This window comes from Bradyrhizobium sp. CCBAU 65884 (genome assembly GCF_028128835.1).
Classification (GTDB): Bacteria; Pseudomonadota; Alphaproteobacteria; order Rhizobiales; family Xanthobacteraceae; genus Bradyrhizobium; species Bradyrhizobium ottawaense.
Genome location: NZ_LBJU01000133.1, coordinates 1 through 24109 on the forward strand (window position 1 = coordinate 1; position 24109 = coordinate 24109).

At 64.6% G+C, this 24109-nt stretch carries 20 protein-coding genes and 1 pseudogene; 7 read left to right on the top strand and 14 right to left on the bottom strand.

Translation table 11 applies throughout. The annotated features are described in order from the left end of the window. Positions 1 to 181: pseudogene (locus XI03_RS36480) on the top strand (flagellar biosynthetic protein FliO); the annotation flags it as partial. Then, positions 178 to 936 (top strand): flagellar type III secretion system pore protein FliP, encoded by a 759-nt coding sequence (fliP, locus tag XI03_RS36485; RefSeq protein ID WP_028142765.1) that lies wholly within the window; start codon positions 178 to 180, stop codon positions 934 to 936. The pseudogene XI03_RS36480 and the gene fliP, both read left to right, overlap by 4 nt. Positions 937 to 1047: 111 nt before the next feature. On the opposite strand, the gene XI03_RS36490 is transcribed toward fliP, so the two are convergent. From XI03_RS36490 to XI03_RS36500, 3 genes are all read right to left on the bottom strand, one after another. Continuing rightward, positions 1048 to 4800: a tetratricopeptide repeat protein gene (locus tag XI03_RS36490; RefSeq protein ID WP_271594832.1), complete on the bottom strand. Its 3753-nt coding sequence runs from the start codon at positions 4798 to 4800 to the stop codon at positions 1048 to 1050. Between the two features lie 181 nt (positions 4801 to 4981). After that, positions 4982 to 5884 (bottom strand): tetratricopeptide repeat protein, encoded by a 903-nt coding sequence (locus XI03_RS36495; protein WP_271594992.1) that lies wholly within the window; start codon positions 5882 to 5884, stop codon positions 4982 to 4984. A gap of 105 nt (positions 5885 to 5989) precedes the next feature. Then, complete coding sequence (locus XI03_RS36500) at positions 5990 to 6616, bottom strand: FecR family protein (protein ID WP_333936805.1); 627 nt, start codon at positions 6614 to 6616, stop codon at positions 5990 to 5992. Between the two features lie 396 nt (positions 6617 to 7012). Between XI03_RS36500 and XI03_RS36505 the strand changes: the two genes are divergently transcribed. Next, the gene (locus tag XI03_RS36505; RefSeq protein WP_271594834.1) at positions 7013 to 11161 is read left to right on the top strand and encodes a VCBS domain-containing protein; all 4149 of its coding nucleotides are present in this window, start codon (positions 7013 to 7015) and stop codon (positions 11159 to 11161) included. A gap of 22 nt (positions 11162 to 11183) precedes the next feature. Here XI03_RS36505 and XI03_RS36510 read toward each other — a convergent pair whose 3' ends face one another. The 5 genes from XI03_RS36510 to fliL form a co-directional block, all read right to left on the bottom strand. Next, entirely contained in the window at positions 11184 to 11381 is a 198-nt protein-coding gene (locus XI03_RS36510; RefSeq protein WP_109866598.1) for a hypothetical protein, read from the bottom strand. A gap of 597 nt (positions 11382 to 11978) precedes the next feature. Continuing rightward, entirely contained in the window at positions 11979 to 12743 is a 765-nt protein-coding gene (locus tag XI03_RS36515) for a MotE family protein (RefSeq protein WP_028142760.1), read from the bottom strand. A 10-nt stretch (positions 12744 to 12753) separates the two neighbouring features. Next, positions 12754 to 13200, bottom strand: a complete 447-nt coding sequence (locus tag XI03_RS36520) for a DUF6468 domain-containing protein (RefSeq protein WP_028142759.1) — start codon at positions 13198 to 13200, stop codon at positions 12754 to 12756. After that, complete coding sequence (gene fliM, locus XI03_RS36525; protein ID WP_018321852.1) at positions 13197 to 14399, bottom strand: flagellar motor switch protein FliM; 1203 nt, start codon at positions 14397 to 14399, stop codon at positions 13197 to 13199. The genes XI03_RS36520 and fliM overlap by 4 nt, the downstream gene beginning before the upstream one ends. Positions 14400 to 14429: 30 nt before the next feature. Beyond that, the gene (gene fliL / locus XI03_RS36530) at positions 14430 to 14930 is read right to left on the bottom strand and encodes a flagellar basal body-associated protein FliL (RefSeq protein ID WP_028142758.1); all 501 of its coding nucleotides are present in this window, start codon (positions 14928 to 14930) and stop codon (positions 14430 to 14432) included. Between the two features lie 377 nt (positions 14931 to 15307). Here fliL and flgF point away from each other — a divergent pair, with 377 nt between their 5' ends. Genes flgF through flgH form a run of 4 tightly spaced genes read left to right on the top strand, consistent with a single transcriptional unit; the run spans position 15308 to position 18795 of the window. Then, a complete protein-coding gene (flgF, locus tag XI03_RS36535; RefSeq protein WP_271594835.1) occupies positions 15308 to 16072 on the top strand; it encodes a flagellar basal-body rod protein FlgF in 765 nt (254 codons plus the stop codon). A 16-nt stretch (positions 16073 to 16088) separates the two neighbouring features. Then, complete coding sequence (flgG, locus tag XI03_RS36540) at positions 16089 to 16877, top strand: flagellar basal-body rod protein FlgG (RefSeq protein ID WP_028142756.1); 789 nt, start codon at positions 16089 to 16091, stop codon at positions 16875 to 16877. A 10-nt stretch (positions 16878 to 16887) separates the two neighbouring features. Next, positions 16888 to 18021 carry a flagellar basal body P-ring formation chaperone FlgA gene (gene flgA / locus XI03_RS36545; RefSeq protein ID WP_271594836.1) on the top strand — a complete coding sequence of 378 codons (1134 nt, stop codon included), beginning with the start codon at positions 16888 to 16890 and terminating at the stop codon, positions 18019 to 18021. Positions 18022 to 18030: 9 nt separating this feature from the next. Next, positions 18031 to 18795, top strand: coding sequence for a flagellar basal body L-ring protein FlgH (flgH, locus tag XI03_RS36550; protein WP_028142754.1), 765 nt, complete (start codon positions 18031 to 18033; stop codon positions 18793 to 18795). A 295-nt stretch (positions 18796 to 19090) separates the two neighbouring features. On the opposite strand, the gene XI03_RS36555 is transcribed toward flgH, so the two are convergent. The 6 genes from XI03_RS36555 to XI03_RS36580 form a co-directional block, all read right to left on the bottom strand. Next, positions 19091 to 19417, bottom strand: coding sequence for a helix-turn-helix domain-containing transcriptional regulator (locus XI03_RS36555; RefSeq protein ID WP_038971603.1), 327 nt, complete (start codon positions 19415 to 19417; stop codon positions 19091 to 19093). Further along, positions 19417 to 19746, bottom strand: a complete 330-nt coding sequence (locus XI03_RS36560; RefSeq protein ID WP_038971602.1) for a type II toxin-antitoxin system RelE/ParE family toxin — start codon at positions 19744 to 19746, stop codon at positions 19417 to 19419. Before XI03_RS36560 ends, XI03_RS36555 begins: the two co-directional genes overlap by 1 nt. Before the next feature lie 876 nt (positions 19747 to 20622). Next, positions 20623 to 21402 (bottom strand): 2-keto-4-pentenoate hydratase, encoded by a 780-nt coding sequence (locus tag XI03_RS36565; protein ID WP_271594837.1) that lies wholly within the window; start codon positions 21400 to 21402, stop codon positions 20623 to 20625. Between the two features lie 441 nt (positions 21403 to 21843). Further along, positions 21844 to 22644, bottom strand: coding sequence for a phytanoyl-CoA dioxygenase family protein (locus XI03_RS36570; protein WP_271594838.1), 801 nt, complete (start codon positions 22642 to 22644; stop codon positions 21844 to 21846). Between the two features lie 261 nt (positions 22645 to 22905). Then, a complete protein-coding gene (gene dksA / locus XI03_RS36575; protein WP_008554760.1) occupies positions 22906 to 23271 on the bottom strand; it encodes an RNA polymerase-binding protein DksA in 366 nt (121 codons plus the stop codon). 215 nt (positions 23272 to 23486) lie between these two features. Beyond that, positions 23487 to 24098, bottom strand: coding sequence for an NAD(P)-dependent oxidoreductase (locus XI03_RS36580; protein ID WP_271594839.1), 612 nt, complete (start codon positions 24096 to 24098; stop codon positions 23487 to 23489). Positions 24099 to 24109: the final 11 nt, after the last annotated feature.

A 24109-nucleotide genomic window follows, 5' to 3' on the forward strand; every position in this document is an offset into this window, starting at 1 on the left:
CGAGACGGTCGCGCCTCCGGTTGCGCCCGAACCGCCTGCGCCGCCGCCACCCCGCGCCGCCCGCAGCGAGCCGCCGGCACCACCGGCCCCGCCCGCAAAGCCTGCCGCGGAAAAGACCAGCTTTGAGAATCTCGAAGACGAGATGGCCTCTCTGCTCGGCCGTCCGAAGCCGTCTTCGTGAGGCTGCCGTCCCTCCCGCGTAGAGTTGTTTTCCTTTCTGTCCTGATCGGCGCGGCATCGGCAGCGATGCCGGCGCATGCGCAGGACATCAGCATCAATCTCGGCGGCGGCGCTGGCGGCGGCGGCGTCACCGAGCGCGCGATCCAGCTGATCGCGCTGCTCACCGTGCTGTCGATCGCGCCGTCGATCCTGATCATGATGACGTCGTTCACGCGCATCGTGGTGGTGCTGTCGCTGCTGCGCACCGCGTTGGGCACGGCGACCGCGCCGCCGAACTCGGTGATCATCGCGCTGGCGATGTTCCTCACCTTCTTCGTGATGGGGCCGGTCCTGCAAAAATCCTACGACGACGGCATCCGCCCGCTGGTCGCCAACCAGATCGGCGTCGAGGACGCGCTGCAGCGCGCCTCCGTTCCCTTGCGCGGCTTCATGCAGAAGAACGTGCGCGAGAAGGACCTCAAGCTGTTCCTGGATCTCTCGGGCGAGGCGCCGCCGGCCACCCCCGACGACCTCGCACTGCGCATCCTCGTCCCCGCCTTCATGATCTCCGAGCTGAAGCGCGCCTTCGAGATCGGCTTCCTGCTGTTCCTGCCCTTCCTGATCATCGACCTCGTCGTTGCCTCGGTGCTGATGTCGATGGGCATGATGATGCTGCCCCCGGCAACGATCTCGCTGCCGTTCAAGCTGATCTTCTTCGTGCTGGTCGACGGCTGGTCGCTGGTGGCGGGGAGCCTGGTGCAGAGTTACGGAGGGTGAGGCAGGCATCGGGCGATGCGCCCCCTCCGCCCTCAGCGACCGCCTCCGCTCCCTCTCGTCATCGACGAGAACGTGGAGCCGTCGCGGGCCGCGCTTGGCGCGGCAGCCTTCCTACCGCGTCATCTTGATCTGACGCACGACGGGGATCGTCGGCAGCGAGCCGGTGTGGTCGACTTGTTCCTTGGCCTGCGGTGAGCCAGGGGCGCGGGCGGTGGCGTCGGGGAAGCGCTGCTTCATCTCGCGCAGGAAGCCGTCGAGCGTGTCGACGCTGGCAGCCAGCTTGGCGATCTCGGCGAATTCGGCACTGGAGGCCGCGGCCGGCTTGCTGGCGATGTCGAAGGCGAGACGGTCGGCGCTTTCGCTCATCAGCGGCGCGTATTTCTCGCGGAAGCGCGACAGGCCGATCGAGTCGTCGGCGAGCGCATAGCCGACGGCGGCGCGGATGATGTCGCTCTTCTCCACCGCGTTGAGCGGCTTGAAGTCGCGGAAGCGCTCGCCGTAATAGAGCTCGATCTGCTCGGCGGACTCGCGCCAGCGCCGTGCCGCCCAGAAGATGTCGGAACGCAGGCGCAGCACCTCGCGCCCGGAGACGTTGGAGACGATGTCGAGCGCGAGATCGTGACGGCCGACGTCGCTCTGCGCGCGCGCCTCCAGCAGCAGGCGCTGCTGCCTGAGCTCGCCGGAGAGGTCGCTGATGCGGCTCGCGCGCAGCGCGGTGATCGCCATGTCGGGCTTGCGGTTGGCGAGATAGATCATGGACAGGCGCGCGGCGACCTGGGCGCGCGCGGCGCCTTCGAGGCGGTGATCGACCTGGTATTGCAGCAGCTCGGCGGCCTGGTCGAGCAGGTCGATCGAGGCGAGACGGTCGGCGAGACGGCGGATCAACTCGTCGCCGCGCCGGCCGATCGGCGTCAGCTCGCGGAATTCGTAGAACATCCCGAGCGCCTCGACCGGCGGCAGCTCGTCGCCCTTCGGTCCCAGGAAGATCTTGGTGAACAGGTCCGAGGCGAGATCCTGCGCCTGGCGCGAGGCTTCGGCGTTCGGCTGCAGCCTGGTCGCGGTGCGCGCCGCGGTGAGCGCATCGCGGTAGCGCCCGTTCTCGGCAAACATCTGCGACAGCATCTGCAGCGTCTTGACCTCGATCGCGTCGCCGCGCCAGGTCATGGACAGCGTCTCGAGCTCGCGCAGCGCGTCTTCCTTGCTGATCTCGTCGCGCTTCTGCCGCAGCGCGACCTCGAGCTGCTTGGCCTCGGCCGCAGCCGGCCGATCGGCCGAGGCGGCCGCGAACCTGTAGTCGTCGAGCGCGTCCTTGTCGTGGCCGAGCGCCTCGGCGAGCCGGCCGCGCAGCACGGCGAAGCCGGGCGCGGCCTCGGGCGAGACGCCGACCACCTCGAGCTCGCTGCGGCGCTTGGAGGCGCCGGCGTAGTCCTTCACCTCGAGTGAGGCGCGCATCGCGTCCATCGTCACGATGCGCTGGATGTCGAGCGGCAGCGAGGCGATGGCGAATTCGACGTTCTTGAATTTTTCGCGCGCGTCAGCCCATTTGCCCTGGCGAGCATAGGCGAGCGCCTTCCAGAGCTGGGAATCGTGGCTGTTCCCGATCACGGGATTGGCGAGGTCCTTCAGGCCCTGCGCCGGCCGGCCGATCAGGATGCTGGCGATCGCATGCATGATCAGCGCACCGCTCTCCTCCTTGTTGAGCGGATCGCTCAGCATCAGCTCGGTCACGGCCTTGGCCTCGTGATACATCGCGCGCGACATGTAGAACTGCGCGAGATCGAGCCGCGGCAGGGAACGCAGCGCCGGTTCAACGGCCGAGATCGCCGTCATCAGCTCGGCCTGGCGCGCCATGAAGTTGTCCGACTGGCCCTTGCGCCAGCCTTCGGGGCTGAAGATCGGGCGCACCGCGGTCGGCGCGCGCTCGGCCGAGATGTCGACCGGCGACAGCGTCAGTCCGCCCCTCTTGCCGAGGATCACCTTGTCGGCACCGACCTCGACGCCGACCTCGTCGGAGTTCGGCCGGATCGCGATGCCGTGCGCGGATTCCAGCAGCGAGAGATCGACGAGATCCTGCCGCTTGATGAAGCCGCGCACCGGCCGCTGCGCGGTGACGACATAGAGCGCGTCGCCGGCATCGGGGTCGGTGAGCTTGTGCAGCAGGCCGGGATTGGCGAAGGGGATGGCGATGTTGGCGAGCGCGGGGTCGGTGATGTTGCGCGACATCATCAGCGGCAGCGGCGTCGACTGGATCTTGTCGGCGAGCGTCAGCAGCCAGTTGGTCTCCTTGCCGACCTCCTCGCTCGCCAGCGAGTAGACCAGCGGGCGGGTGAGACGGATGCGCACCGCCTGCCCCTTGTCGAGCGGGATGCGGCCGACCTCGCCGATCATCGCCCCGCCCCTGGCGCGGATCGCCTCGACGTCGATCGGCTTCGGCGTATCGAACACCAGCCACACCGTGTCGCCGCGGCGGAACGCGGCCGCCGGTGTTGCGACCTGAATTGGGAACGTCACGCGCAGGCCGTCGCTGTCGCGGCGCGCATCGACGCTGGCGATCGTGGGCTGCGGCGCGGCCGGCGCCTCAACGGGCGCAGCCTTGGCGGCTTCCTTCACGGCCTCTTTGGGCGCTTCGGCAGGCGCCGGCTTGGCAGGCGTGGCCGCCGCTTCGGAAACCGGCGGCGCGGGCTTCGCAGTTTCCTTGGCAGTTTCCTTGGCAGTTTCCTTGGCAGTTTCCTTGGCAGTTTCCTTGGGCGCTTCCGGGGCGTGCACAGCCTCGGTCGCGGCGGCCGGCGCCGGTTTCGGCGCTTCAGCGGGCGGCATCGCGGCGGGCGCTTCGGGCTTCACCTCGGGCTTGACCTCGATCTTGGCTTCGCGCGCGATCGTCTCGGAGGTCGGCGGCGCGATCTCGCGATGGGCGTCCTTCGGCTTCTCGGCCGCGGGCTTGTCGGGGGCCGGTGCGTGACCGACAGGCTTCATCTGCGCGATCGCCGCCTCGGGCGTCGCGGCAGTCTTGCCCTTGTCGGGCTGAAAAGAGACGTCGACGACGTAGTTCTTCTCGTCGCGGAACGAATGCACGTCGGAATCGCCGATCAGCGCGATCTCGACATTGGTCTGATCGATGTCGGCCTTCTGCTTGATCGAGGCGACGTTCGGCGGCGCCGCGACGACCGCGTCCGCCAGATCGAAGTTGAGGTTGGCGTTGAAAGCGAGCGTGAGCTTCTGCTCGTTGAGCACGGAGGAGACGCCGACGCCGTCGGGCATCTCGAACACGAAGCGCACGAAGGTCGGCTGCACCGAGGCCCGCACGCGGATCTGCGGACGCTTCTTGGTCTCCGCCGCGGCGCGCTGCGCGCGCAACGCGCGCTCGGCCACGCGGGCGCGCTCGGCGAGCTCCTTGACCACGTCCATCGGCAGGCTCGGCGGCGGTCCCTTCCAGCCCTCCGGCAACAGGTCGACGAAAGTGCGCTCGCCGGCATTCATGGTGTTGACGGTGACGCGCCGCGCCAGCGACAGGCGGATGGCACCGCCGTCAGGATCGCGGCGCGCGGAGTTGACGTAATCGGGCGCGCCTTCGGGAACGCGGTCGACGGGAACGTCGACCGCCCGGTCGAACCGGATGATGAGGATGGAGCCTGCGGTCGTCACCTCGGAGGAAACGTCCTCGCCGAGCTTGATGACGAGACGGGCAAAGCCGCCACCGGCCGAAAAGCTCGCCTCGCCCCTGATCGGATCGGCCGCCCGGGCAGGCGCACCGAGACCGGTCAGCAGGCAGGCCGCCAGCACGCCCGCTGTTCGGACATGACGCAACAGCCCCGACGCCAAGGCGCGGGCTCGCGTCACAAATCCAGCGGCAGCCTTTCGCGCCATTGGCGGCATTTCTTCCGGTTCGGCGGTCCATGCCGGCATTAAGGCCGGCCCATGCCGTCGACTGTAGGTCTCGCCAATTAAGGACTTGTTAATGCTATATCTTGATTTGCTTTGGAGGCAGCACGCCGTGCCGCATCGAGCGTGGGCGGATCCGCCGCGTCTGAATTTGAGACGCCGATGGTTAAGGCCTCGTTAACACCTGCAAAACGGTGCCGTCGCGGTTGACCAGTCCCTTCACGGGCACCCCATAGCGGTCAAAGGCTTGGTCGATTCCAGCGTCGTTTTTTCTGGCCGCCGAGATATCGCTATGGCTACCATCTGTGTCGCCGAGCTTGAATTTGGCAATCCCTCGGCCGTAGAGCGCGCTCGCAAGCTTGGGCGCGAACCGCAGCGCTGAGTTGTAGTCATGCATCGCCGCGGAGAATTGCCCCATTTTCAGATTTATGAGAGCGCGCGAATCGTATGTTGCCGCGTTGTTTGCTCCCGATCGAAGCGCAATATCGCAGTCTTCCAGCGCAGCCTGCAAAGCGCCAAGGACGGCTCGGGTCCAACAGCGTCCGCTCCGCACCGCCTCCAGCTTCGGATCAAGGCGAATTGCCTCGTCATAGTCCCGCGCTGCGCGGTCGTACGCGTTCCCTTGCAGGTGGGCCGCCGCACGGTTGGCAAAAGCGGAGCCGTAGTTCGGGTTGAGCCTAAGCGCCTCGTCAAAGGCGCCGATCGCCAGATCGCGCGCCCCCGTTCTCAGATAGGCCACGCCGAGGTTGTTGAACGCTTTCGCATAATTCGGGTCAAGCCTGGTCGCTTCAACGAAATCCTTGATCGCGCGTTCGTAGTCGGCTTTGGCGCTATAGGCATTCCCCCTGTTGTTGTAGGCGACAACGAAGCCGTTCACCGCTCCCTCGCCCGCATCGATAAACGCCGTGCAGCCATCGATCCGAGCTTCGGGTGACACGCGGTCTGAGCCGTTACACAGTTCAACATTCTTGAGGGAGCTGCCCTTCTTCTGCGCCCAGCCCGACGAACTGGACAGCACAAGGACAAGAATGAGCATCACGGCCTTGATGAAACTGGCTCTTGCAATCATTTCCACACCAAGTGTCCGGCTCCGACAGCGAACGAAGCGCCAATCCTGGTCTCCCTGCCCGGCCGGCACTGCGGCATCACGGCGGCTTCGGGCCTAGCAAGTTTCTCAGCATCCCCGGCAGATGTTGAGCCTCCGATTGCTGGTTCGATCGGGCTCCGGCGCCGCCGATGTCGGCGTTTTCTTCAAGAGCTTACTCTTGCCCTCTTCGATAAGGGTCGAAATTTTGACCGACCCATCGTCCGAAATCTCGACATGCGGCGTCGTGCCTCGGATCCCCAGCGTGGCGACGGGAGTATCGACCTTCATGTCGCCGGTCTTCGCGACACCGCCCGCAACAAAAGTGAACGTTCCCCTGGCGAGATTGAATAGGGTCGCATTGGACTTGCCGGCCGGCTCATACACATAGTGATCCAACACCATGCGGGCGTTGCTCGATAAATTGAACGAGCTGCCGTCGGTAAAATTGATGCCGACGCGGCCGTCGGCCCCCGTCTGCACCACGTCACCAAGATATACGGGATCACCCGTGTTGGCCCGGCCAGGGTCACTCGAGACATTCGCCTGAACGACCACGGCGCCCGCATGTTCGATCGTGACCGAGCCTGTGGCCACCACCACCTTCCCAATCGGTTTCGATGACGAGGCAGCGACGGCGGGCTTGGCGGAATCGATTTGCGCTCGAGCCTCACTCGGCAAGAAATTGGCAAGGGCCAAAACCAGGCCGGTCGTCAAAGCGGCTATCGCAGGTCTGCACATGATCCCCCCTTTCTGAGAAGATCTCGTCGCTATCGGCGGCCCATTCTTGAACCGCGCAGCGCTGCCAGAATAACTATAATTGTTGTTTAATTTTATTAACTAGCCTAATTTATCTCCAGCGCTACACGAGCGCCACAAATTAAATACGTCTCGTTTGTCAATTTAATCACATTGGCGGGAGGGGGCACGGCGGGAATGGCGGTAGGCGTCGCTCTCTCCCGCGCAATGCATCTCTCTCGATCGACTTGATTTTTTCGGCGGGCAAGCCTTCGGGGCTGCCAGCGCCCAGGAAATTTTGTCCCTTGGCGAGGGCCCCAGCAAGGTTTTGGCAGCACGCCGAGCCTGAATCGATCACCCGGGCGAGGTCTAGCCATGTTAGTTGCATCCGGCATCCAGGTTGATAGCGGGGCCACCATGGCCCTGCCTGTCGAACTCATCGGCCATATTCATAGAGTGATCGGTTGCTGTGTGCTTACGCGAGCGAGCGGCGTCGCCACACAGGCCGTAGCTGGTGCGCCCATCTACCGGGGCGACGTGCTGGAGACCGACGCCGACGGGCAGATCACAATCTGCTTCATCGACGGTACTTTCTTCAACATCGCCTGCAGCACTCACGTCGTGCTGAGCGAGTTTGTCTTCGACGTCGAAGGCATGCCACCTGCAGCCTTGTTCGACGTGACCCGAGGGAGCTTCAGTTTCGTACCGGGCCGGCTGGCGGAAACCGGGGCGCTCCAGCTGAATACGCCCCTTGCAGGCATTCGCGCCCGGGGCCACGCGGGCGGTTTCGGGATGCTGACACTTGCAGCATTGACCTTCTCGGCCGCGCAGCATGCCGAGGCCGCGGACCCGGATGTCACATTCCTGGATGACGACTCCATTACCTACAAGGACCTTGCGCACGGCGCATTTGAGCTCGTGACCAAGGAGCGGGTCCCGCGACGCATCATCGTCGAAGATCCCGGCGAGACGATCGTCATCAAGAAGGTGGGATCCACCATCAGCGTCAATCACGTCGCGAACACGGCGGCTCGCATGGAGGAGTTGCGCGCCGCCCAACAGGATGTGCTCGCCAATCTAGGAGAACAAGGGCCCCGTGGCTCGAGCACGCCTTTCTTCGTCAAACCCCAGCCACTGCAGCCGATCAATTTCATTCAGCCGGATGCGCCCACGCTGCAGATCTTGCCGACGACGTTACCACTCATCACTTTCGCGCTGGTGGACCCTGTACCGCCGACCCTCAGCACCGGGGCTGGGCCAATCGAGCTCGATACGGTCGTGTTTGACACATTCACGGCGACGACGGGAACCTTCAGTGCCAGTAGCACCAGCGGCGGCGGCAATCTGACCTTCGGCATCATCGGGGCCAGCGCCGGCAGTACGGTTCTGGATGGAGTGACGTACGATCTGTCGAAGACAAGTTCCTACGGGATTCTCTACGTCAACAGCACGAGCGGCGCTTATACGTTCGTGCCCGACAATGCCGCAATCAACGCGCTGAAGGCGCCTACGACCGACGGTTTCGTTATCACCGTCTCCGACGGACTCACCTCCGTCACCCAGACCTTCACGATCACCATCAACGGTGTCAATGACGCTGCAATCATCTCCGGCACCACGACCGGTTCGATCATCGAGGCTGGCGGCATCGCCAACGGAACGCCCGGCACGCCGCTTGCGACCGGCACCCTCACCGACATCGATGTCGACGATCCGCCCAATACGTTCACCGCCGTGAGTTCGCCAACCGCGAGCGCCGGTGGCTATGGCACCTTCACGATGACGGCGGCCGGCGTGTGGACCTACACCTTGGACAATGCCAACCTCGCAGTGCAGGCACTCAATGCCGGCGAGACGCTGACCGACAGCTTTACGGTGACCTCGATCGGAGGCACCCCACAGGTGGTGACGATCACCATCCACGGGACCCGTGACGCTGCGATCATTTCCGGCGCGACGACCGGCGAGGTGATCGAGGCCGGCGACGTCGCCAATGCAAACCCCGGCACACCCACCGCGACCGGCACCCTCAACGACACCGACGTCGACACGACCGCCAATGCTTTCACGGCCGTCGGATCGCCGACGGTGAGCGCCGCCGGCTATGGCACCTTCACCATGACGGCAGCGGGCGTGTGGACCTACACGCTCGACAATGCCAACGGCGCGGTGCAGGGGCTCAATACCGGCGAGACACTGACCGACACGTTCACACTGACCACTCTGGACGGAACTGCCCAAGTGGTAACGATCACCATCCATGGCGCCAACGATGCGGCCATCGTTTCCGGCACCACGACCGCCTCGGTGACCGAGGCCGGAGGCGTTGCCAACGCGACACCCGGCAGCCCGAGCACAACGGGCACGCTCTTTGCCGCCGACGTCGACAATCCGTCCAATACCTTCACCGCGGTGAGTTCGCCCAAGGCAAGCACGAATGGCTATGGCACCTTTACGATAACCGCCGCCGGCGTGTGGACCTACACGCTCGACAACGCCAGCGGCGCGGTGCAGGCGCTCAATGTCGGCGGCACGCTCACCGACAGTTTTACTGTCACGACCCTCGACGGTACGCCGCAGGTGGTGACGATCACCATTCAGGGCAGCAACGACGCCGCCCTCATTTCCGGCACCACGACCGGCTCAGTGACAGAGGCAGGAACTTTCTCGCCCGGCATTCCCGTCACGACCGGCACGCTCACCGATACGGACGTCGACAACGCTCCGAACACGTTCACCGCAGTCTCTTCGCCGGCTGCGAGCGACGGCGGATACGGCACTTTCACGATGACCGCAGCCGGCGTATGGACTTACACCCTCGATAACAACAACACCGTGGTTCAGGCGCTCGAGGCCGGCGAAACCCTGACGGACACCTTCTCGATAACTGCCATCGACGGTACGACGCAGACGGTGACCGTCGCCATTCATGGTGCCAGCGACGCAGACCCGAACGATTTTGATAACCTGGCCACCGGATCTGCCGTGATCTCCGATCCCCCCAACGTGTATGGAACGCCGGGGAGCGAAACCATTGCCGGTGGCGGCAACACAGGTCAGATCATCTATGCGGGGGCCAGCAGCGACACGGTCAACGGGACCGGAAAGGCCGACGTTCTCTATGGCGGCTCGGGCAATGACACGATCAAAGGCAATGATGGGGATGACACCATCTACGGCGGCTCGGGCAGCGATACCATCAACGGCAACAACGGCGCCGACACCATAACGGGCGGATTTGGTGCGGACCAGCTCACCGGCAGCAATGGGAACGACCGTTTCGCTTACTTGTTCGTAGCCGACTCCAACGCAAGCCAGTTCGACACCATCACCGACTTTGCATCGGGAGCGGACAAGATCGACTTGACCGCCATGGGCGCGCTTGGGTTCGCCATATTGGCATTGAGCTCAACCAGCACGGCCGTGCCGGCACATACGATCGCCTGGCTCTATGACAGTGCGGCGAATGAAACGATCGTGTACGTCAATTCAACGGACCAGACCCTGCACGTCGGCGATTCCAGTCTGCTCGAAATCCATTTGCAGGGCATCGCAACCATCGACGCGTCGGACTTCATCACGGCGCCGGCAGCGGCACCTGTGATGGCGGCTGCCGGCGAACTGCTCGACCCCATCGCAACCTCGCAGGGTGACGCGACCGCCGTGATGACGACCACTTCCGAAGTCTCGTCCGATTCCGGCAGCGGCGACGGCTCGCTTCTCGCTGCAGGAAGTTCGACCATCCAATCGACCGAGGCGGCCACCAGCCTCGATTCGAACTGGGACCAGATCGGACAGACCGGATATTCCAGCTTGTCCAGTTCAGACGAAGTGCAAACGCTCGCGATCGAAACGCCCCGCGGCGACGCGGCAGCTCCCTCAGCCGGCGGATTGTCTTTGATCGTGCAGCACGTGATCCCACTCACCGAGGCCAGCTTTGTCTTCACCAACCCGGCCGGGCTCGACGCAGCCTCATTGGCTGGCAAGAATGGCGCGATTGCCGCAAGCGGCCAGGTGCCCGACATCGCCATGCTGAATTTTGTCCACGGCGCTGCCGGACAGCACGCCGGTAGCGGGCTTGCGCTCGGAAGCGACGCTGGGAATGACGGCGTCTCGTCACCAAGAGGCGCCGCCCAGGCGGCTCATTCCCACGGTCATACCAGCGATGAAGCGGCAGACACTTCGCTCAACCCAAGCCTTCTGAAGTCATCGACCGGCGGTGCCAACCATTCGCTCTCAAGCGGGGCGGACCAGCACAACCCGTCCGGGGGAGCGTCTGGATCAAAGCCTGCCGATCCGCAGCAGCTCGGCGACTCGTTCCAGTTCCGGGATCAGGCGTCGCAGGGCTCGCTGCATAGCGCGATGCTGGATCATCTCTCGGACTTCGTCGGTCGTCACGAGCACGCTGGGGAATTGCATGGATCCGAGCCGGCATTCATGCCTGAAACATCGCCGTCCGATGTCGATCCACCTTTCTCGGCAGGTACCGTTCACGGCCATGTGTCGCACGATCTGATCGTGTGACGGCGTTAAGCCGATTGCGGCTTCAATGTTGCTTGCCGGCACCTTCCGGTGCCGAGGAGCTGTCTTCGTCGAGAGAAGATTCATCATCGTTGCCGTCGTCGTCTTCTGGCGGCGCTGCATGCTGATGGCTGAGGGCGGATGTCCACGCCGATGTCATCGCCGCTATGAGCAGCCGGTTGAGGGCCTCGATGACGCGTTCTGCTGCGGACGAGTAGTTCATGGCCTCCTCCTGCGCTGCCGATTGCGACTGGCCAAAGCGTAGGACCGGGCCTTGGGCGCCACTGTACGCCACTTCACACCTGCGCGCGTCAACTCATCGCAGTCTCAGAAGATGCCGCCAGCTTCGACTGCATCCGCCACGGGAGCTTGATCTGCCGCCTTGAGGAGTTGCTGAGCGCGCGCACTCACAACCTTCGGAGCGTTGCGGTTCGCGCGCGACTCTGAATCAGATGTGACCTCGGCGATGCGAATCGCATTGGTTAGCTTTGGGGGTAATCAATGAGCGGAGAAGCCGGTTGCATTGTGTGTAGCAGGGCAAGAGCGGTCGTAGCGATCGTTCCGATCGCCAGAGGATATGCCCTGAAAATATATGAGTGCTCCTGTTGCCATAGCACCCTGCAGCTCGTGACTCGCGTCACGAAGGCAGCGCTGATCAAGCAGCAGGTCGATACTCTTGCTCGGGTGGAGAAGCAGGCGCCTGTTCGCAGGGTGCAACAGGTCTTCGCGAACTAGACCCGCAAGGCCTCTCGCTGGGCGCCGGTCGAACTGGCCACGCGACAACGCGCCAGGTCGCGATAACCCTCTTCGCCTCGCGCCCTCAATTCGGCTTTTGCGTCGGCTTGCCGTCGATCTTGGGCAGCTCGCCGGCCGAGGCCGACTGATCGCCGCCGCCATTGGCACGGCGGGCCATCTCGACCGTCAGCTTCTCGGCGGCCTCCGGCGACATCAGTCCCATGATGTCCGACATCTTCCGCGGCGCGATCGCCGAGGCGATCTCGATCAGCACGCCCATCTCCAGCCGGTCGAACACCCGTGCGGCGTCCTTGGGCTTCATGCCCTCGTACATGGTCACGAGGCCCTTCATGCGCTGGGCTTCGGCGGCCTTCTGCTCGGCCTGCGTCGCGGAGATGCGGGTTTCCACCGCCTTCATCTCCTCGACCTTGCCTTCGATGCGCTTCTCGGCCGACTTGAGCAGGCTCTCGCGGATGTCGATCTCGCGCTGGCGGGCCTCGATCTCCTGGCGGCGCGCCTGCAACCGCTCGAGGATCGCGCGCTCGGAGGCCGAGACCTGCGGCTGGGCTTCGTCGACCTTGACCACGGTGCCTTCCGGCTTGGTCTCCGGCGCGGCCGGCTTGGGCGCCTCCTTCGGCGCGCCATGGGTCGAGCCGGTGATGATCTCCGGCTCCTCGCGGCCGGTCGGGAAGTTCAGATTCTCCTGCGCCCAGGATTTCCTGGTCTGGTTCGGCTTGTAGTCGAACACATAGCCGCCATTGATCACGAGACCCGCCACCTTCAGCGTGGCGAGGCCTGCGACGGCAACCAGGACGACCGGGATGACACGGATGTTACGAAAGGACTTCATACCCCTGACTTCATGCGGCAAGGCCGTTGGATCGTCGGCGCTCGGAGAAGGCTTCGGCCGCAGCCGCCACCGCCTTCGCCGTCGATGGCTTGGCTGCGGGCGCGACGACCGTTTCCGGACCGGTCATGGGGCGCGCGGCGATCGCGATCTTGGACAGCCGGCGCACCACGTTGTCGGCCTCGCCGAGCTGCTTGTAGAGCTGGTCCGACATCTGCGTCGCCGCGGCGAGCTGGCTGCCGAGATTCTCGTTGACGTCGCGCACCGCCAGCTTCAGCCCGCCGATCGCGCGCTCGGCGATCTCGGTCGCGGTGATCAGCTCGCCGATCACCGCCTTCAGCGAATGCTCGTCCGCCTTCAGCCGCGTCAGCCGCTTGTTGAGCATGACGCAATAAACGATCGTCAGCATCAGCAGGATAGCCACCAGCGTCTCGATCGCCATTCCCAGGGAGTGGTTCATGGGGCCTCCATCATCTTGTTCTGCTCGTCCACCTTCTCGAACATCGCAAGTGTCGTACTTGGCTTGCGCAAGGGTTTCGTCACGCGAATCGCGACGCGGTCGCCGACCCGGCCCATCCGCCCCTCGGTCAGCGTGACGTCGCCGCAGCGCACGGTGACGTTGGCGTCGGCGCGCATGTCCAGCGGCAGGGTGTCGCCGACCTTGAGCCGCATCAGCTGCTTGAGCGGGATGTCGGCCTCGTAGAGCACGGCATCGACGGCGATCTCGGCCTGCACGATCTCGGTGGCGAAATGGCCTTCCCAGACCGGGTCGCGGCCGAACTTTTCGCCCATGAACATCTGGAGCAGGACGCCCCGGATCGGCTCGATGGTCGCATAAGGCAGCAGCAGCTCGATGTTGCCGCCGCGGTCTTCCATGTCGATGCGCAGGCGCACCAGGATCGCGGCATTGGCGGGACGGCTGATCGCGGCGAAACGCGGGTTGGTCTCGAGCCGGTCGATCGTGAAGGTCACCGGCGACAGCGGCCGGAATGCCTGCTCGGCGTCGGCGAGCACCACCTCGACCAGCCGCTTGACCAGCTCGGTCTCGATCGTGGTGTAGGGCCGGCCCTCGATGCGGAGCTGGCTGGTGCCGCGGCGGCCACCGAGCAGCACGTCGATCATCGAATAGATCAGGTTGGAATCGACCGTCGCCATGCCGAAGTTTTCCCATTCCTCGGCCTTGAAGACGGTGAGGACGGCTGGCAGCGGGATCGAGTTCATGTAGTCGCCGAAACGCACCGAGGTGATGCGGTCGAGCGAGACTTCGACGTTGTCGGAGGTGAAATTGCGCAGGGACGTCGTCATCAGCCGCACCAGGCGGTCGAAGACGATTTCGAGCATCGGCAGACGCTCGTAGGAGACCATCGCCGAATCGATGATCGCGCGGATGCCGGAATGGTCGTCGAGGGTGACGTCGCCGACGGTGAAGCCGAGGAGATTGTCGATCTCCTCCTGCGACAGCACCCGCTCGCCGGAATTCTTACCGCTGCCGAGATCGCGGCTGCCGTCCTCGACCATGGCGGCCCATTGCAGGGCCATGGTCTCCGACAGCTCGTTCTCGGCCGCAGCCTTCGCGGCCTCGGCGGGATCCTCGGAATCGAGCGATGCCTCCCATTGGGCGGCAATCGCATCCTGGTCCATTTGCTCGTTGCCGGCCATGACGCTAGCCCATCACCTTCCGCAGCGTCCTCACTGGATCACGACTTCCTTGAACAGCACCGCGCTGACCTGGACCGGAGCGACCGCCGCGTTGACGCGCTTGGTCAGCTCCTCCTTGAGGCGGAAGATGCCGGCGGAACCGTTGAGGTCGGAGGGGCGCAGCTCGCGCACATAGGTCTGGAAGATGTCGGTGACCCGCGGCATCGTCGGCTTGATCGCCTCGATCTGCTTCTCTTCCTTCAGCTCCAGCACGATCTTCAGCCGCAGATATTGCACGCGCTCGCCAGGCGCACCGGCGAGGTTGACCATGATGTCGGGAACGTCGACGAAGGACGGCGGCTTCGGCGGAGGCGCGGCCTCGGCATGATGCTCGTCGTCGCCGTGCCGGAAGAAGAAGAACCAGGTCGCAGCACCGCCGCCGAGAACGGCGAGCAGGCCGACGGCCATGATGATGAGCTTCAGCTTGTTCTTCGGCGGAGCGGCTTCCGCGCCCTCAGTGGCTGCGCCGCCTTCCGCTTCATTCTCTGCCATGGTCGCCGCGCCCGGATCTCTCAAAGGGGTCGAAAGAGCGAAGCCTTAAGACAAGGACGCGATACAAATGCCCCGGCGCAATGCGCTCCTCTTCATGGCAAACGCTACGGTAATAATGGTTAACGGAATCTTTCGATTGGGCCTCCACTAGGAAAAATCTGCCGGGCAGACATGGCTAACAGAACCTTTCTGCCGCCCTCCAGCGCCCCTTCAAAATCAGCAAACCACTGAAATTACGAAGTTTTCCAGGTTGGCACGGCTTTCGCTGAGAAAGGACCGAGACCCGACGGTTTGGGAGAACCCGACGGTCTCGTTCACGGGGTCCGCCAAGGCGCTTGGGAGAGCGAAATGGCAGATCCGCTCAGGGGAGATTTCCGATGCAGAACGCGCTTCTGATCGGCTTGTCACGGCAGATGACGTTGGAACGGCAGATGGATGTCATCGCCAACAACGTCGCCAATGCCAACACCAACGGCTTCAAGGCCGACCATTCGCTGTTCGAGGAGTACCTCAACTCGAACGCGCGTGAGGACAATTTCATCGGCGCGGACCGCCGGGTCTCCTATGTGCAGGACCGCGGCACCTACCGCGACATCGGCCAGGGCCCGATGGAGCCGACCAACAACCCGCTCGACATGGCGATCGACGGCAACGCCTATTTCGCGGTGCAGGCCAATGGCGGCGAGTTGTTCACCCGCGACGGCAAGTTCTCGCTCAACGCCACCGGCCAGCTCGTCACCCCCGACGGCAATCTGGTGCTCGGCACCGGCGGCCCGATCACCTTCCAGCCGACCGATCACGACATCAACGTCGCGCCCGACGGCACCATCACGGTGCTCGAGGGCACCGCCAAGACCGACTCGATCCGCGGCAAGATCCGCATGGCCTCGTTCGACGATCCGACCAAGCTGACCAAGCTCGGCGCCAATCTCTATGCCGCCGGCTCCGCCACCCCGCAGCCCGATGCCAAATCCAGCAGCGTGCGCCAGGGCTATGTCGAGAAGTCGAACGTGAATTCGGTCGGCGAGATGACCCGCATGGTCGAAGTCATGCGCAGCTACACCGCCATCGCCAATCTGCTCCAGCAGCAGAGCGACCTCCACAAATCGGCGATCGAGAAGCTCGCCGACGTTCCGGCCTGATTGAGGGAGAACTGACATGCAGGCGCTTCACACCGCAGCGACCGGAATGGCGGCACAGGAACTCAACGTTCAGGTGATCTCCAACAACATCGCCAACCTGCGCACCACCGGCTTCAAGAAGCAGACCGCGGCGTTCCAGGACCTGATCTACGAGCACGTCCGCCGCGTCGGCGCGCAGGCCTCGGACCAGGGCACCATCCTGCCCGTCGGCGTCGACATCGGCGGCGGCGTCAAGACCGTCGGCACGCCGCGCAGCATGACGCAGGGCACGCTGTCGCAGACCGGCAACGATCTCGACCTCGCGATGTCCGGCGAAGGCTTCTTCAAGATCCTGATGCCCGACGGCACCTACCAGTACACCCGCGACGGCACCTTCCAGATGGACAATCAGGGCCGCGTCGTCACCGCCCAGGGCAACCCGGTGCAGCCGAGCATCACGATCCCGCAAAACGCGTCCGGCATCAGCGTGAGCGAACAGGGCCAGGTCTCGGTGACGCTGCCGGGCTCGTCGACCTCTTCGATCGTCGGCCAGATCGGCGTGACCCGCTTCATCAACAAGGCGGGCCTGCAGCCGGTCGGCAGCAACCAGTTCACCGAAACCCCGTCGTCCGGCCCGCCGCAGGACGGCACCGCGAACTCCGAGGGCTACGGCAAGATCACCCAGGGCAGCCTCGAGCAGGCCAATGTCGACGTCGTCTCGGAGATGAGCGACCTGATCGCCGCCCAGCGCGCCTATGAGATGAACGCCAAGGTGATCAGCGCCGCCGACCAGATGATGCAATCGACCACGGCGCTGTTCCGCTGAGGCAATGACGATGATCCGCACCACCCTCGCCACCATCTCCGCCCTGCTCGCGCTGGCCCTGCCGGCAGCGGCCGCGGACGACTTCATCGCCTCGCCGACGCTGCGCGCGAGCGTCACCGTGACCTCGGACGTGGTGCGGATCGGCGATCTCATCGACAATGCCGGATCGGCCGCGCTGATCCCCGTCTACCGCTCGCCCGATCTCGGCACCACCGGCACGCTGACGGTCACGCAGGTGCTGTCGGTGCTGCGCGCAAAACAGGTGATCGGCGTGATGACGGGCGACCTCAAGGAGGTCCAGGTCACCCGCCTCGCCCGCACGCTCGCGAACAAGGATCTCGAAACCGCCGTCGCCGTGGCGCTCGAGCGCCGCTTCGGCCTCGGGGACGCCGCCAACATCACCGTCACCTTCGACCGCGGCGTCGCCGAGATGCGGCTGGACGCCTCCAACTCCGGCGCGCTCCAGCCGGTCGCAACCCGCTACGACGCCCGCAGCGGCCGGTTCGACATCGCCTTCGAGATCGCCAACGACAGCAATCCGACCGCGACCAAGCTGCGCTTCACCGGGACCGCGATCGAGACGGTGGAAGTGGCCGTGCTGACGCGCGACATCGAGCGTCTCGATCTCTTGAAGTCCTCCGACGTCACGCTGGAACGCCGGCCGAAGGCCGAGGTCACCGGCGAGCCCGCCTCGCGCGACCGCAGCATCGGCATGCAGCTGCGCCGGCCGATGCGGGCAGGCACCGCGCTCCGTGCCGCCGACATCGTCAAGCCCGACTTCGTGGTGCGTGATCAGAACGTCACCATCATCTACCAGGTGCCCGGCCTCTATCTCACCTCGCGCGGCAAGGCGATCGAGAGCGGCGCCGAGGGCGACACCGTCAGCGTGCTCAATGTGCAATCCAAGCGCACGCTGACCGGCGTCGTCACCGGCCGCGGCCAGGTGACGATCCAGGGCGCGAGCCAATCCGCACCGATGGCGCCCGCGGTCGAGCAGACCTCCTCGCTCAAGCGTGATGAGGCGCCCGCCCCCGTCGACACCGCAGCCCTCCTCCGGAACCTGGTGCAGGCCCCCGCCTCGCCGGCCCAGATCGCACAAGCCCAGATCCCGCAAGCTCGCGTCTCGCAAGCTCAAGCCAAGTAAGAGTTCGTCATGTCCGCTTTCAGTTCGGCTTTCCGCCTTCGTCGCATCGCGATCTCTGCCCTCCTGCTGGCCTCTTGCGCGCTGGGCGGTTGCTCCTCGATCGACCGCCTGTCGCAGATCGGCGAGCAGCCGAAATTGTCCGCGATCGACAATCCGACGGCGCAGCCGGGCTACAAGCCGGTGCAGATGCCGATGCCGAAGCCGGAAGTCGCCTCCTACAATCCGAACTCGCTGTGGCGCAACGGCAGCCGCGCGTTCTTCAAGGACCAGCGCGCCCGCCAGGTCGGCGACCTCCTCACCGTGGCCGTCAACATCACCGACAAGGCCAACATCGCCAACGAGACCCAGCGCAGCCGCACCAATTCGGAAGACTCAGGCATCACCGATTTCATCGGCGCGAAGACGCTCGGCGCGCAGGCCCAGAAGGTGCTGCCCGGCCGCATCCTCACCGCCGACTCCACCGCGTCCAGCGACGGCAAGGGCTCGGTCAACCGCACGGAAGCCTTGCAGACCAACGTCGCCGCGGTCGTCACCCAGGTGCTGCCGAACGGCAACCTCGTGGTTGAGGGCAAGCAGGAGATCCGCGTCAACTTCGAGATCCGCGAGCTCGTGGTCGCGGGCATCGTCCGCCCCGAAGACATCCAGAGCGACAACACCATCGATTCAACCAAGATCGCGCAGGCCCGCATCGCCTATGGCGGCCGCGGCCAGATCATGGACGTGCAGCAGCCGCGCTACGGCCAGCAGGTGATGGACGTGCTGCTGCCCTTCTAACCCTCTTCAAGAGCTCCCACATCGTGTTCGCGAACCTAGGCGCGAACGACGATGTACTACGCGGCCTCCGGTAGCTCCCCTGCCGGAGGCCGCATGTATTTTGGGGATGGAAGCAGCTGCACGTCGGATGGTCCCATAAGAGCGATGTCCCATCCACGTCATTGCGAGGAGCCCTTCGCGACGAAGCAATCCAGACTGCCTCCGTGGAAAGACTCTGGATTGCTTCCGCCTTCGCTCAGGCTTCGGCGGACAAGTCGCTGCGCTCGCAACAATGGCGGTGAACGCTAGCGTCACCTCACGCCGCATCGGCGACGGCGCGTATTTCCAGATGCACACCGGTCTCCTTCTGGAGCGCGTGGATCACCGCCATCAGGTTCTCGGCCGTAGGATTGCCGCGCGGCCCAAACATCCGCATCAGGCTCTTTTGCGGACGGTCGAGCACCTCGCTGAGCCGCTCGAAACCGATGGTGGCATTGATGTAGGTCCGCAGCGCGGTGCGGCCATAGTCGACATCCCCCTGCAACAGGCCCTGCATCGCCTCCAGGAACAGCGCCTCGCGAAAGGCGGGATCGCGCTCGGCCATCGCGCGGACGGTGTCACGAAAACTCCGGGTCAATGGCATCACCTATTCCCCTGTCCTGCTCTTGACTTGTAATCCCGCCATCGTCGCAGCGCCGCATCGATGTCGTTTTGCTGTCTCTGCTTGGTGCCGCCTCCCAACAGAATGACCAGCAAATTGCCATTCCAGCCGAAATACACCCGATAGCCAGGGCCGCGATTGATCTTCAGCTCGGCGGCCCCCTCCCCAATGGACTTGACGTTCGATGTGTTGCCGTCGGCCAACCGCTCGATCGCGACCGCAATCATCACACGTGCCTGCGGATCAAGTCGTTCGAGCCAATCGCGGAACGGGCTACGATCGTTGACGATATATTCTTCGATCCTGATCATTTGGTACCACACACGTTACCAATTTTCAATTTCAGAATTTTCGGATTTTAGAAATTCTTGTTGACACGCTCCGACCATCTCATTATGTTCTCGTTTCGTTCCATCCCACAAGAGGGCGTATCGCGATCGTCACGAAGCGCGGGATGGAATGCGGTGGCCGCGACGGCGTCGGCGCGCGATGTTCGCTTCAGGGCGGGAAACCGTGAGCAGCGGCAGGCGCGATACGACACGGCGCTGACAACGTCTTACGCTTGGTCTCGACGGTGAGCGCACGCCAGCCGTGGAGAACCCAGCGAGGATGTGCGCGGACGGAGAAGTCGTGTGGTCCTGACGCCCGGGGTCTGTGCGTCAAGCCTTGCGGTGATGTGGCGGCCAACCGGTGCGCGCATCGATCATCCGCAAGGCGACGGGGGCAATAGTGCATCGCTCCCCGAGGAGAGCACGAAGGACACCGTTCAAACCATCGCGCAGGGAAGGCCGGGATGTCCCGGCGTCACCTGTGATCCACCCGTGCGCGTATCCTTCGCACACGGGATTGCGGGTGCCAGCCGGCGCCCGGCCTTCCCTGCGCCTTCTTGATCCTCAGGAGGGCAAGCCGACAGCAAAGCTCGGGCCGAAGATGCCGCGAGGATGCGGAGGCGTGTCCGCGATTGCGATCTTAATGGAAAAGCCGAGATTGTTGCCGGACACTCATCCCTCGCCTGTCCGGACAAGACGCAGCGCGTCAGCGATGCGGCGCAGAGCCGGGACCCAGATAGCCGCGCAACACGCTGCTGCATGGGCCCCGGCTCTGCAGCGCACCGCTCCCTGGACGATGCTTCGCATCGCCAGGGCTGCGCTGCGCTGCGTCCGGGGCACGGAGATCGCAACGCACCCTCAGGTAAACTTCACCTCTACCGCCCCCAGCCCGTCCAGTTCCATCCGCACCTTGTCGCCGGCCTTCAGCCACAGCGTCTTGACCAGGCTGCCGGTGAGCACGAGCTGTCCCGCGTGAAGACCCTTGCCTTCGGCGGCGAGATGGTTGGCGAGCCAGGCGAGCGCGTTGTGGGGATGACCGAGCACGTCGGCGCCGGTGCCGTGGCTGACCTCCTCGCCATTGAGGATGGCGCGGCCCTTGACCGCCTTCAGGTCCGGCACCGACGAGCGCGGAACCGCCGGGGCCAGCACGCAGCCGGCCGCGAAGAAATCGTCGGCGATCAGCGTCGGGGCACCCATCGCCTCCCACTTCACGTAGCGGTCGTCGACGATCTCGATGGCGGGATGATAGGCCTCGACCGCTTCGCCGACCCATTCGGCCGTGAACGGCGCCTCGCCGGCGGCAAGGTCGCGCTTCAACCGCACCGCGATCTCGCATTCGACCCCGACCCGGACATAGTTGGAGGCGGCGAGCTTGGCGCCGGTGTCGTGCACGCCCTTCTGGAACACGCCGCCGCCGCAGGGATGCGGGATGCCGATATAGTCCTGCATCACCTGGCTGGTGCAGCCGATCTTGTAGCCGACCAGCGGCCCGAGATGCGGCAGCCGCAGATCGTGCAGCGCGCGCTGGACCTGGTAGCCCTCGGCCTCATCCATCGGGGGACGTTCCAGCGCCGCGAGCGGCGCATGGTTGCGGCGCGCCAGCGCGATCGCCTTTGCGGCTTCGAGAATCTTATCCATCGGCGCCGCCTCCCACGCTACGCAACATTGCCGCTCAGTTCAGCATCCCCGTCCGCGCCTGACAAGCGCTGGTCGGCGCTCAGCCGGGCCGAATACGGGGGGCTCCCGCCGCTTAAGGAAATATTGAGTTGGTCCGGTCTTTATGGAGCCACGCGCCAGGCCCACCCGGCCCGCGCGGAACGAGACCCTGATTGCAGCGATGCGTGAAGCCGCTGCGCCGTCGTCTCAAGATGCCGGTCGATCTCCTTGATGCGACTCGCAAAACTTCCCGCACCTGAAGTGAAGGCTTTTTCTCATGCGAACTCACGTGAGCATGCAGGATTCGACTCTAGCCCATTGATCGCGATTCACTTTTCGCGATCGCGGCAATTGGCATCGGACGACAGCGGCGTTGTGGCGGAGGAACCCGCCACAACGCTGCGTGCAATGACAACGCTTCCGTCAAATGCGTCCAAGCGCGAGGCGAATGGCGACCTCGACCGGCGAGTAGTCGCCCTCGCTCCGCTCCAGCCGGTACGGCTCGGCGAGATGCAGCGGTGGTTGCGCCAGGAAGCGCGGTCGCGTTCCCCGATGCTTCTGCGCGGCATGAACCAGGAAGGGATGATAGAGATAGACCGTGCCGGCCGCACCGGTCGCGAGCGCCACCGGACAATCGGCCCCCATCTGCTCCAGCAGCATGTGCGCCCGGCCCGCATCGCCGGCTGGCGCCAGGTAGCGCGCCATCGGCAGATGCGAGCCGACCCGGATCCGCGTCGGCGCATCGTCGTCACCGACATCGGAGAACAGGAACAGCAGCAGCAGCGCTCGCCCCCGCGAGGTGATGTTGACGCGCCAGGCCGAGAAATCCTGCGTCTCGTTCGGGTTGCTGGCCTCGCCGGGAAAGCTGAGATCGATATGCCAGCCGTCGTCGCCCGGATCGTCCGGATGCGGAAACCGCACCGGAAAGGTGCCGATATCGCGTCGCGGCCGCCATCGCCCCTGCCCGACGATCTGGTCGAAGGCGGCATGGAGCACTCCGGTGTTGATGGCATCCCGGAACGGCGGGCCGCCATAATAGGGCAGCCGCACCACGGGCCGGGTCCAGCTCGCGGGGTCGTGCTCGCTGCATGGCAGATCGCGCCAGATGATGACGCGGGCCGCCTCGGCGAGCTCACGGGGGAAAGCATTGTCGATCCGGACAAAGCCGTCGCGGATGAATTTAGCTATTTGCGCGTCGTCGAACGCGCGCGGATTGGCAGTCATGATGATCTCTCGAAGGCTCGCCAGCCCTCATCGTCCGCTCGCTGCGGAACCGGCTGGCTCAATCGGTTGGGAGGCCGCAAGTCGAACTTGCGGGACGCAATGCCTCCGCGACGGAGGCGGCTGCTCTCAGCCCAGGAAGAAGACCGATGCGATGTTGAGAGTGCAAATCATCATGACGGCGCGAATCTACGCGCCGGACCAGCGGCGTTCAAGCGACGCCGTGAGCCAAAAACAAAAGAGCCGCACGCGGCGGCTCGGGCTCTATTCGTCGCGATAGACCTTCTCGCGCTTCTCGTGGCGCTCCTGCGCTTCCACCGAGAGCGTCGCGATGGGCCGGGCCTCGAGCCGCTTCAACGAGATCGGCTCGCCGGTGTCCTCGCAATAGCCGTAGGTGTTGTCCTCGATACGCTGGAGCGCGGCGTCGATCTTGGCGATCAACTTGCGCTGGCGGTCGCGGGCGCGGAGCTCGATGGCACGGTCGGTTTCGGACGATGCCCGATCGGCGAGATCGGGGTGGTTGACGTTCTCCTCCTGCAGGGCTTGCAGGGTGAGCTTGGACTCTTTGAGGATCTCATCCTTCCAGGCGAGGAGCTTCAAGCGGAAGTACTCCTTCTGCCGGTCGTTCATGAAAGGCTCTTTTTCGGTCGGTCGGTAGTTTTTCAACTTTTCCAAGGGCGGCCTATCTGTCTAATCAACGACTCGCAAACGGAACGGAGTCCGTTGAGCGGGGCCTTATATAGCGGCCACCTGTGACAGACAATGTTTCCCTGAGCAACCGGTTAGCGCCCCCAAGCCCTTGCACAGGAAGGTTTATCCTGGAGGGCCCGGGGGCGGCCGAAGGCCTAGTAGCCGACCGTGAAACGCTGCCTCACATGGGCCGGCCGTTCGATCTCGTCGGCGAGCGCAATGGCGTAGTCAGCGAACGTGATCCAGCTCTTCCCGTTCGCATCTGCGAGAAGCTGATCGGTGCCAAGCCGGAACTTGCCCGTGCGCTCCCCTTCGATGAACAGCGCCGACGGCGAAATGAAGGTCCAGTTCAGATCCTTTTCCTGCCGCAGCAGGTCGAGGAAGACCGAGCCCGCTTCCGCTTCCGCCTTGTATTGGGCCGGAAAATTGGGAGTCGTGACCAGTTTCACGCCCGGCGCGACTTCGAGGCTGCCGGCGCCGCCGACGACGAGGTAACGACCAACCTTGGCGTCCTTCGCCGCGCCGATCAGCTTGCGCGCATCGCTCGCCAGGAAGTGCACGGAACTCACGGCGACGTCATGCCCGGTCCACAGCTTGGCAAGCCCCGCCTGGTCGAGCACGTCGCCCTTGGTCGGCGTGACGCTGGGCAGGGCCGCGATCTTCTCGGGGTTCCGGGCGATGGCCGTGACCGCATGGCCGCGGCGGGACAGTTCCTTGGTGATTTCCGACCCGGCCCGACCCGAGGCGCCGGCAACTGCGATTTTCATGGAAGGCTCCT

Excerpts from the sequence above, each read along its gene's own strand:
- fliL (WP_028142758.1), bottom strand. The coding sequence starts at position 14,930 with ATGGCAGAGAATGAAGCGGAAGGCGGCGCAGCCACTGAGGGCGCGGAA.
- fliM (WP_018321852.1), bottom strand. The coding sequence starts at position 14,399 with ATGGCCGGCAACGAGCAAATGGACCAGGATGCGATTGCCGCCCAATGG.
- XI03_RS36490 (WP_271594832.1), bottom strand. The coding sequence starts at position 4,800 with ATGGCGCGAAAGGCTGCCGCTGGATTTGTGACGCGAGCCCGCGCCTTG.
- XI03_RS36505 (WP_271594834.1), top strand. The coding sequence starts at position 7,013 with ATGTTAGTTGCATCCGGCATCCAGGTTGATAGCGGGGCCACCATGGCC.
- flgF (WP_271594835.1), top strand. The coding sequence starts at position 15,308 with ATGCAGAACGCGCTTCTGATCGGCTTGTCACGGCAGATGACGTTGGAA.
- XI03_RS36510 (WP_109866598.1), bottom strand. The coding sequence starts at position 11,381 with ATGAACTACTCGTCCGCAGCAGAACGCGTCATCGAGGCCCTCAACCGG.
- flgG (WP_028142756.1), top strand. The coding sequence starts at position 16,089 with ATGCAGGCGCTTCACACCGCAGCGACCGGAATGGCGGCACAGGAACTC.
- XI03_RS36520 (WP_028142759.1), bottom strand. The coding sequence starts at position 13,200 with ATGAACCACTCCCTGGGAATGGCGATCGAGACGCTGGTGGCTATCCTG.
- XI03_RS36555 (WP_038971603.1), bottom strand. The coding sequence starts at position 19,417 with ATGCCATTGACCCGGAGTTTTCGTGACACCGTCCGCGCGATGGCCGAG.
- XI03_RS36580 (WP_271594839.1), bottom strand. The coding sequence starts at position 24,098 with ATGAAAATCGCAGTTGCCGGCGCCTCGGGTCGGGCCGGGTCGGAAATC.
- XI03_RS36495 (WP_271594992.1), bottom strand. The coding sequence starts at position 5,884 with ATGATTGCAAGAGCCAGTTTCATCAAGGCCGTGATGCTCATTCTTGTC.
- XI03_RS36560 (WP_038971602.1), bottom strand. The coding sequence starts at position 19,746 with ATGATCAGGATCGAAGAATATATCGTCAACGATCGTAGCCCGTTCCGC.
- flgH (WP_028142754.1), top strand. The coding sequence starts at position 18,031 with ATGTCCGCTTTCAGTTCGGCTTTCCGCCTTCGTCGCATCGCGATCTCT.
- XI03_RS36515 (WP_028142760.1), bottom strand. The coding sequence starts at position 12,743 with ATGAAGTCCTTTCGTAACATCCGTGTCATCCCGGTCGTCCTGGTTGCC.
- flgA (WP_271594836.1), top strand. The coding sequence starts at position 16,888 with ATGATCCGCACCACCCTCGCCACCATCTCCGCCCTGCTCGCGCTGGCC.
- XI03_RS36570 (WP_271594838.1), bottom strand. The coding sequence starts at position 22,644 with ATGACTGCCAATCCGCGCGCGTTCGACGACGCGCAAATAGCTAAATTC.
- dksA (WP_008554760.1), bottom strand. The coding sequence starts at position 23,271 with ATGAACGACCGGCAGAAGGAGTACTTCCGCTTGAAGCTCCTCGCCTGG.
- XI03_RS36565 (WP_271594837.1), bottom strand. The coding sequence starts at position 21,402 with ATGGATAAGATTCTCGAAGCCGCAAAGGCGATCGCGCTGGCGCGCCGC.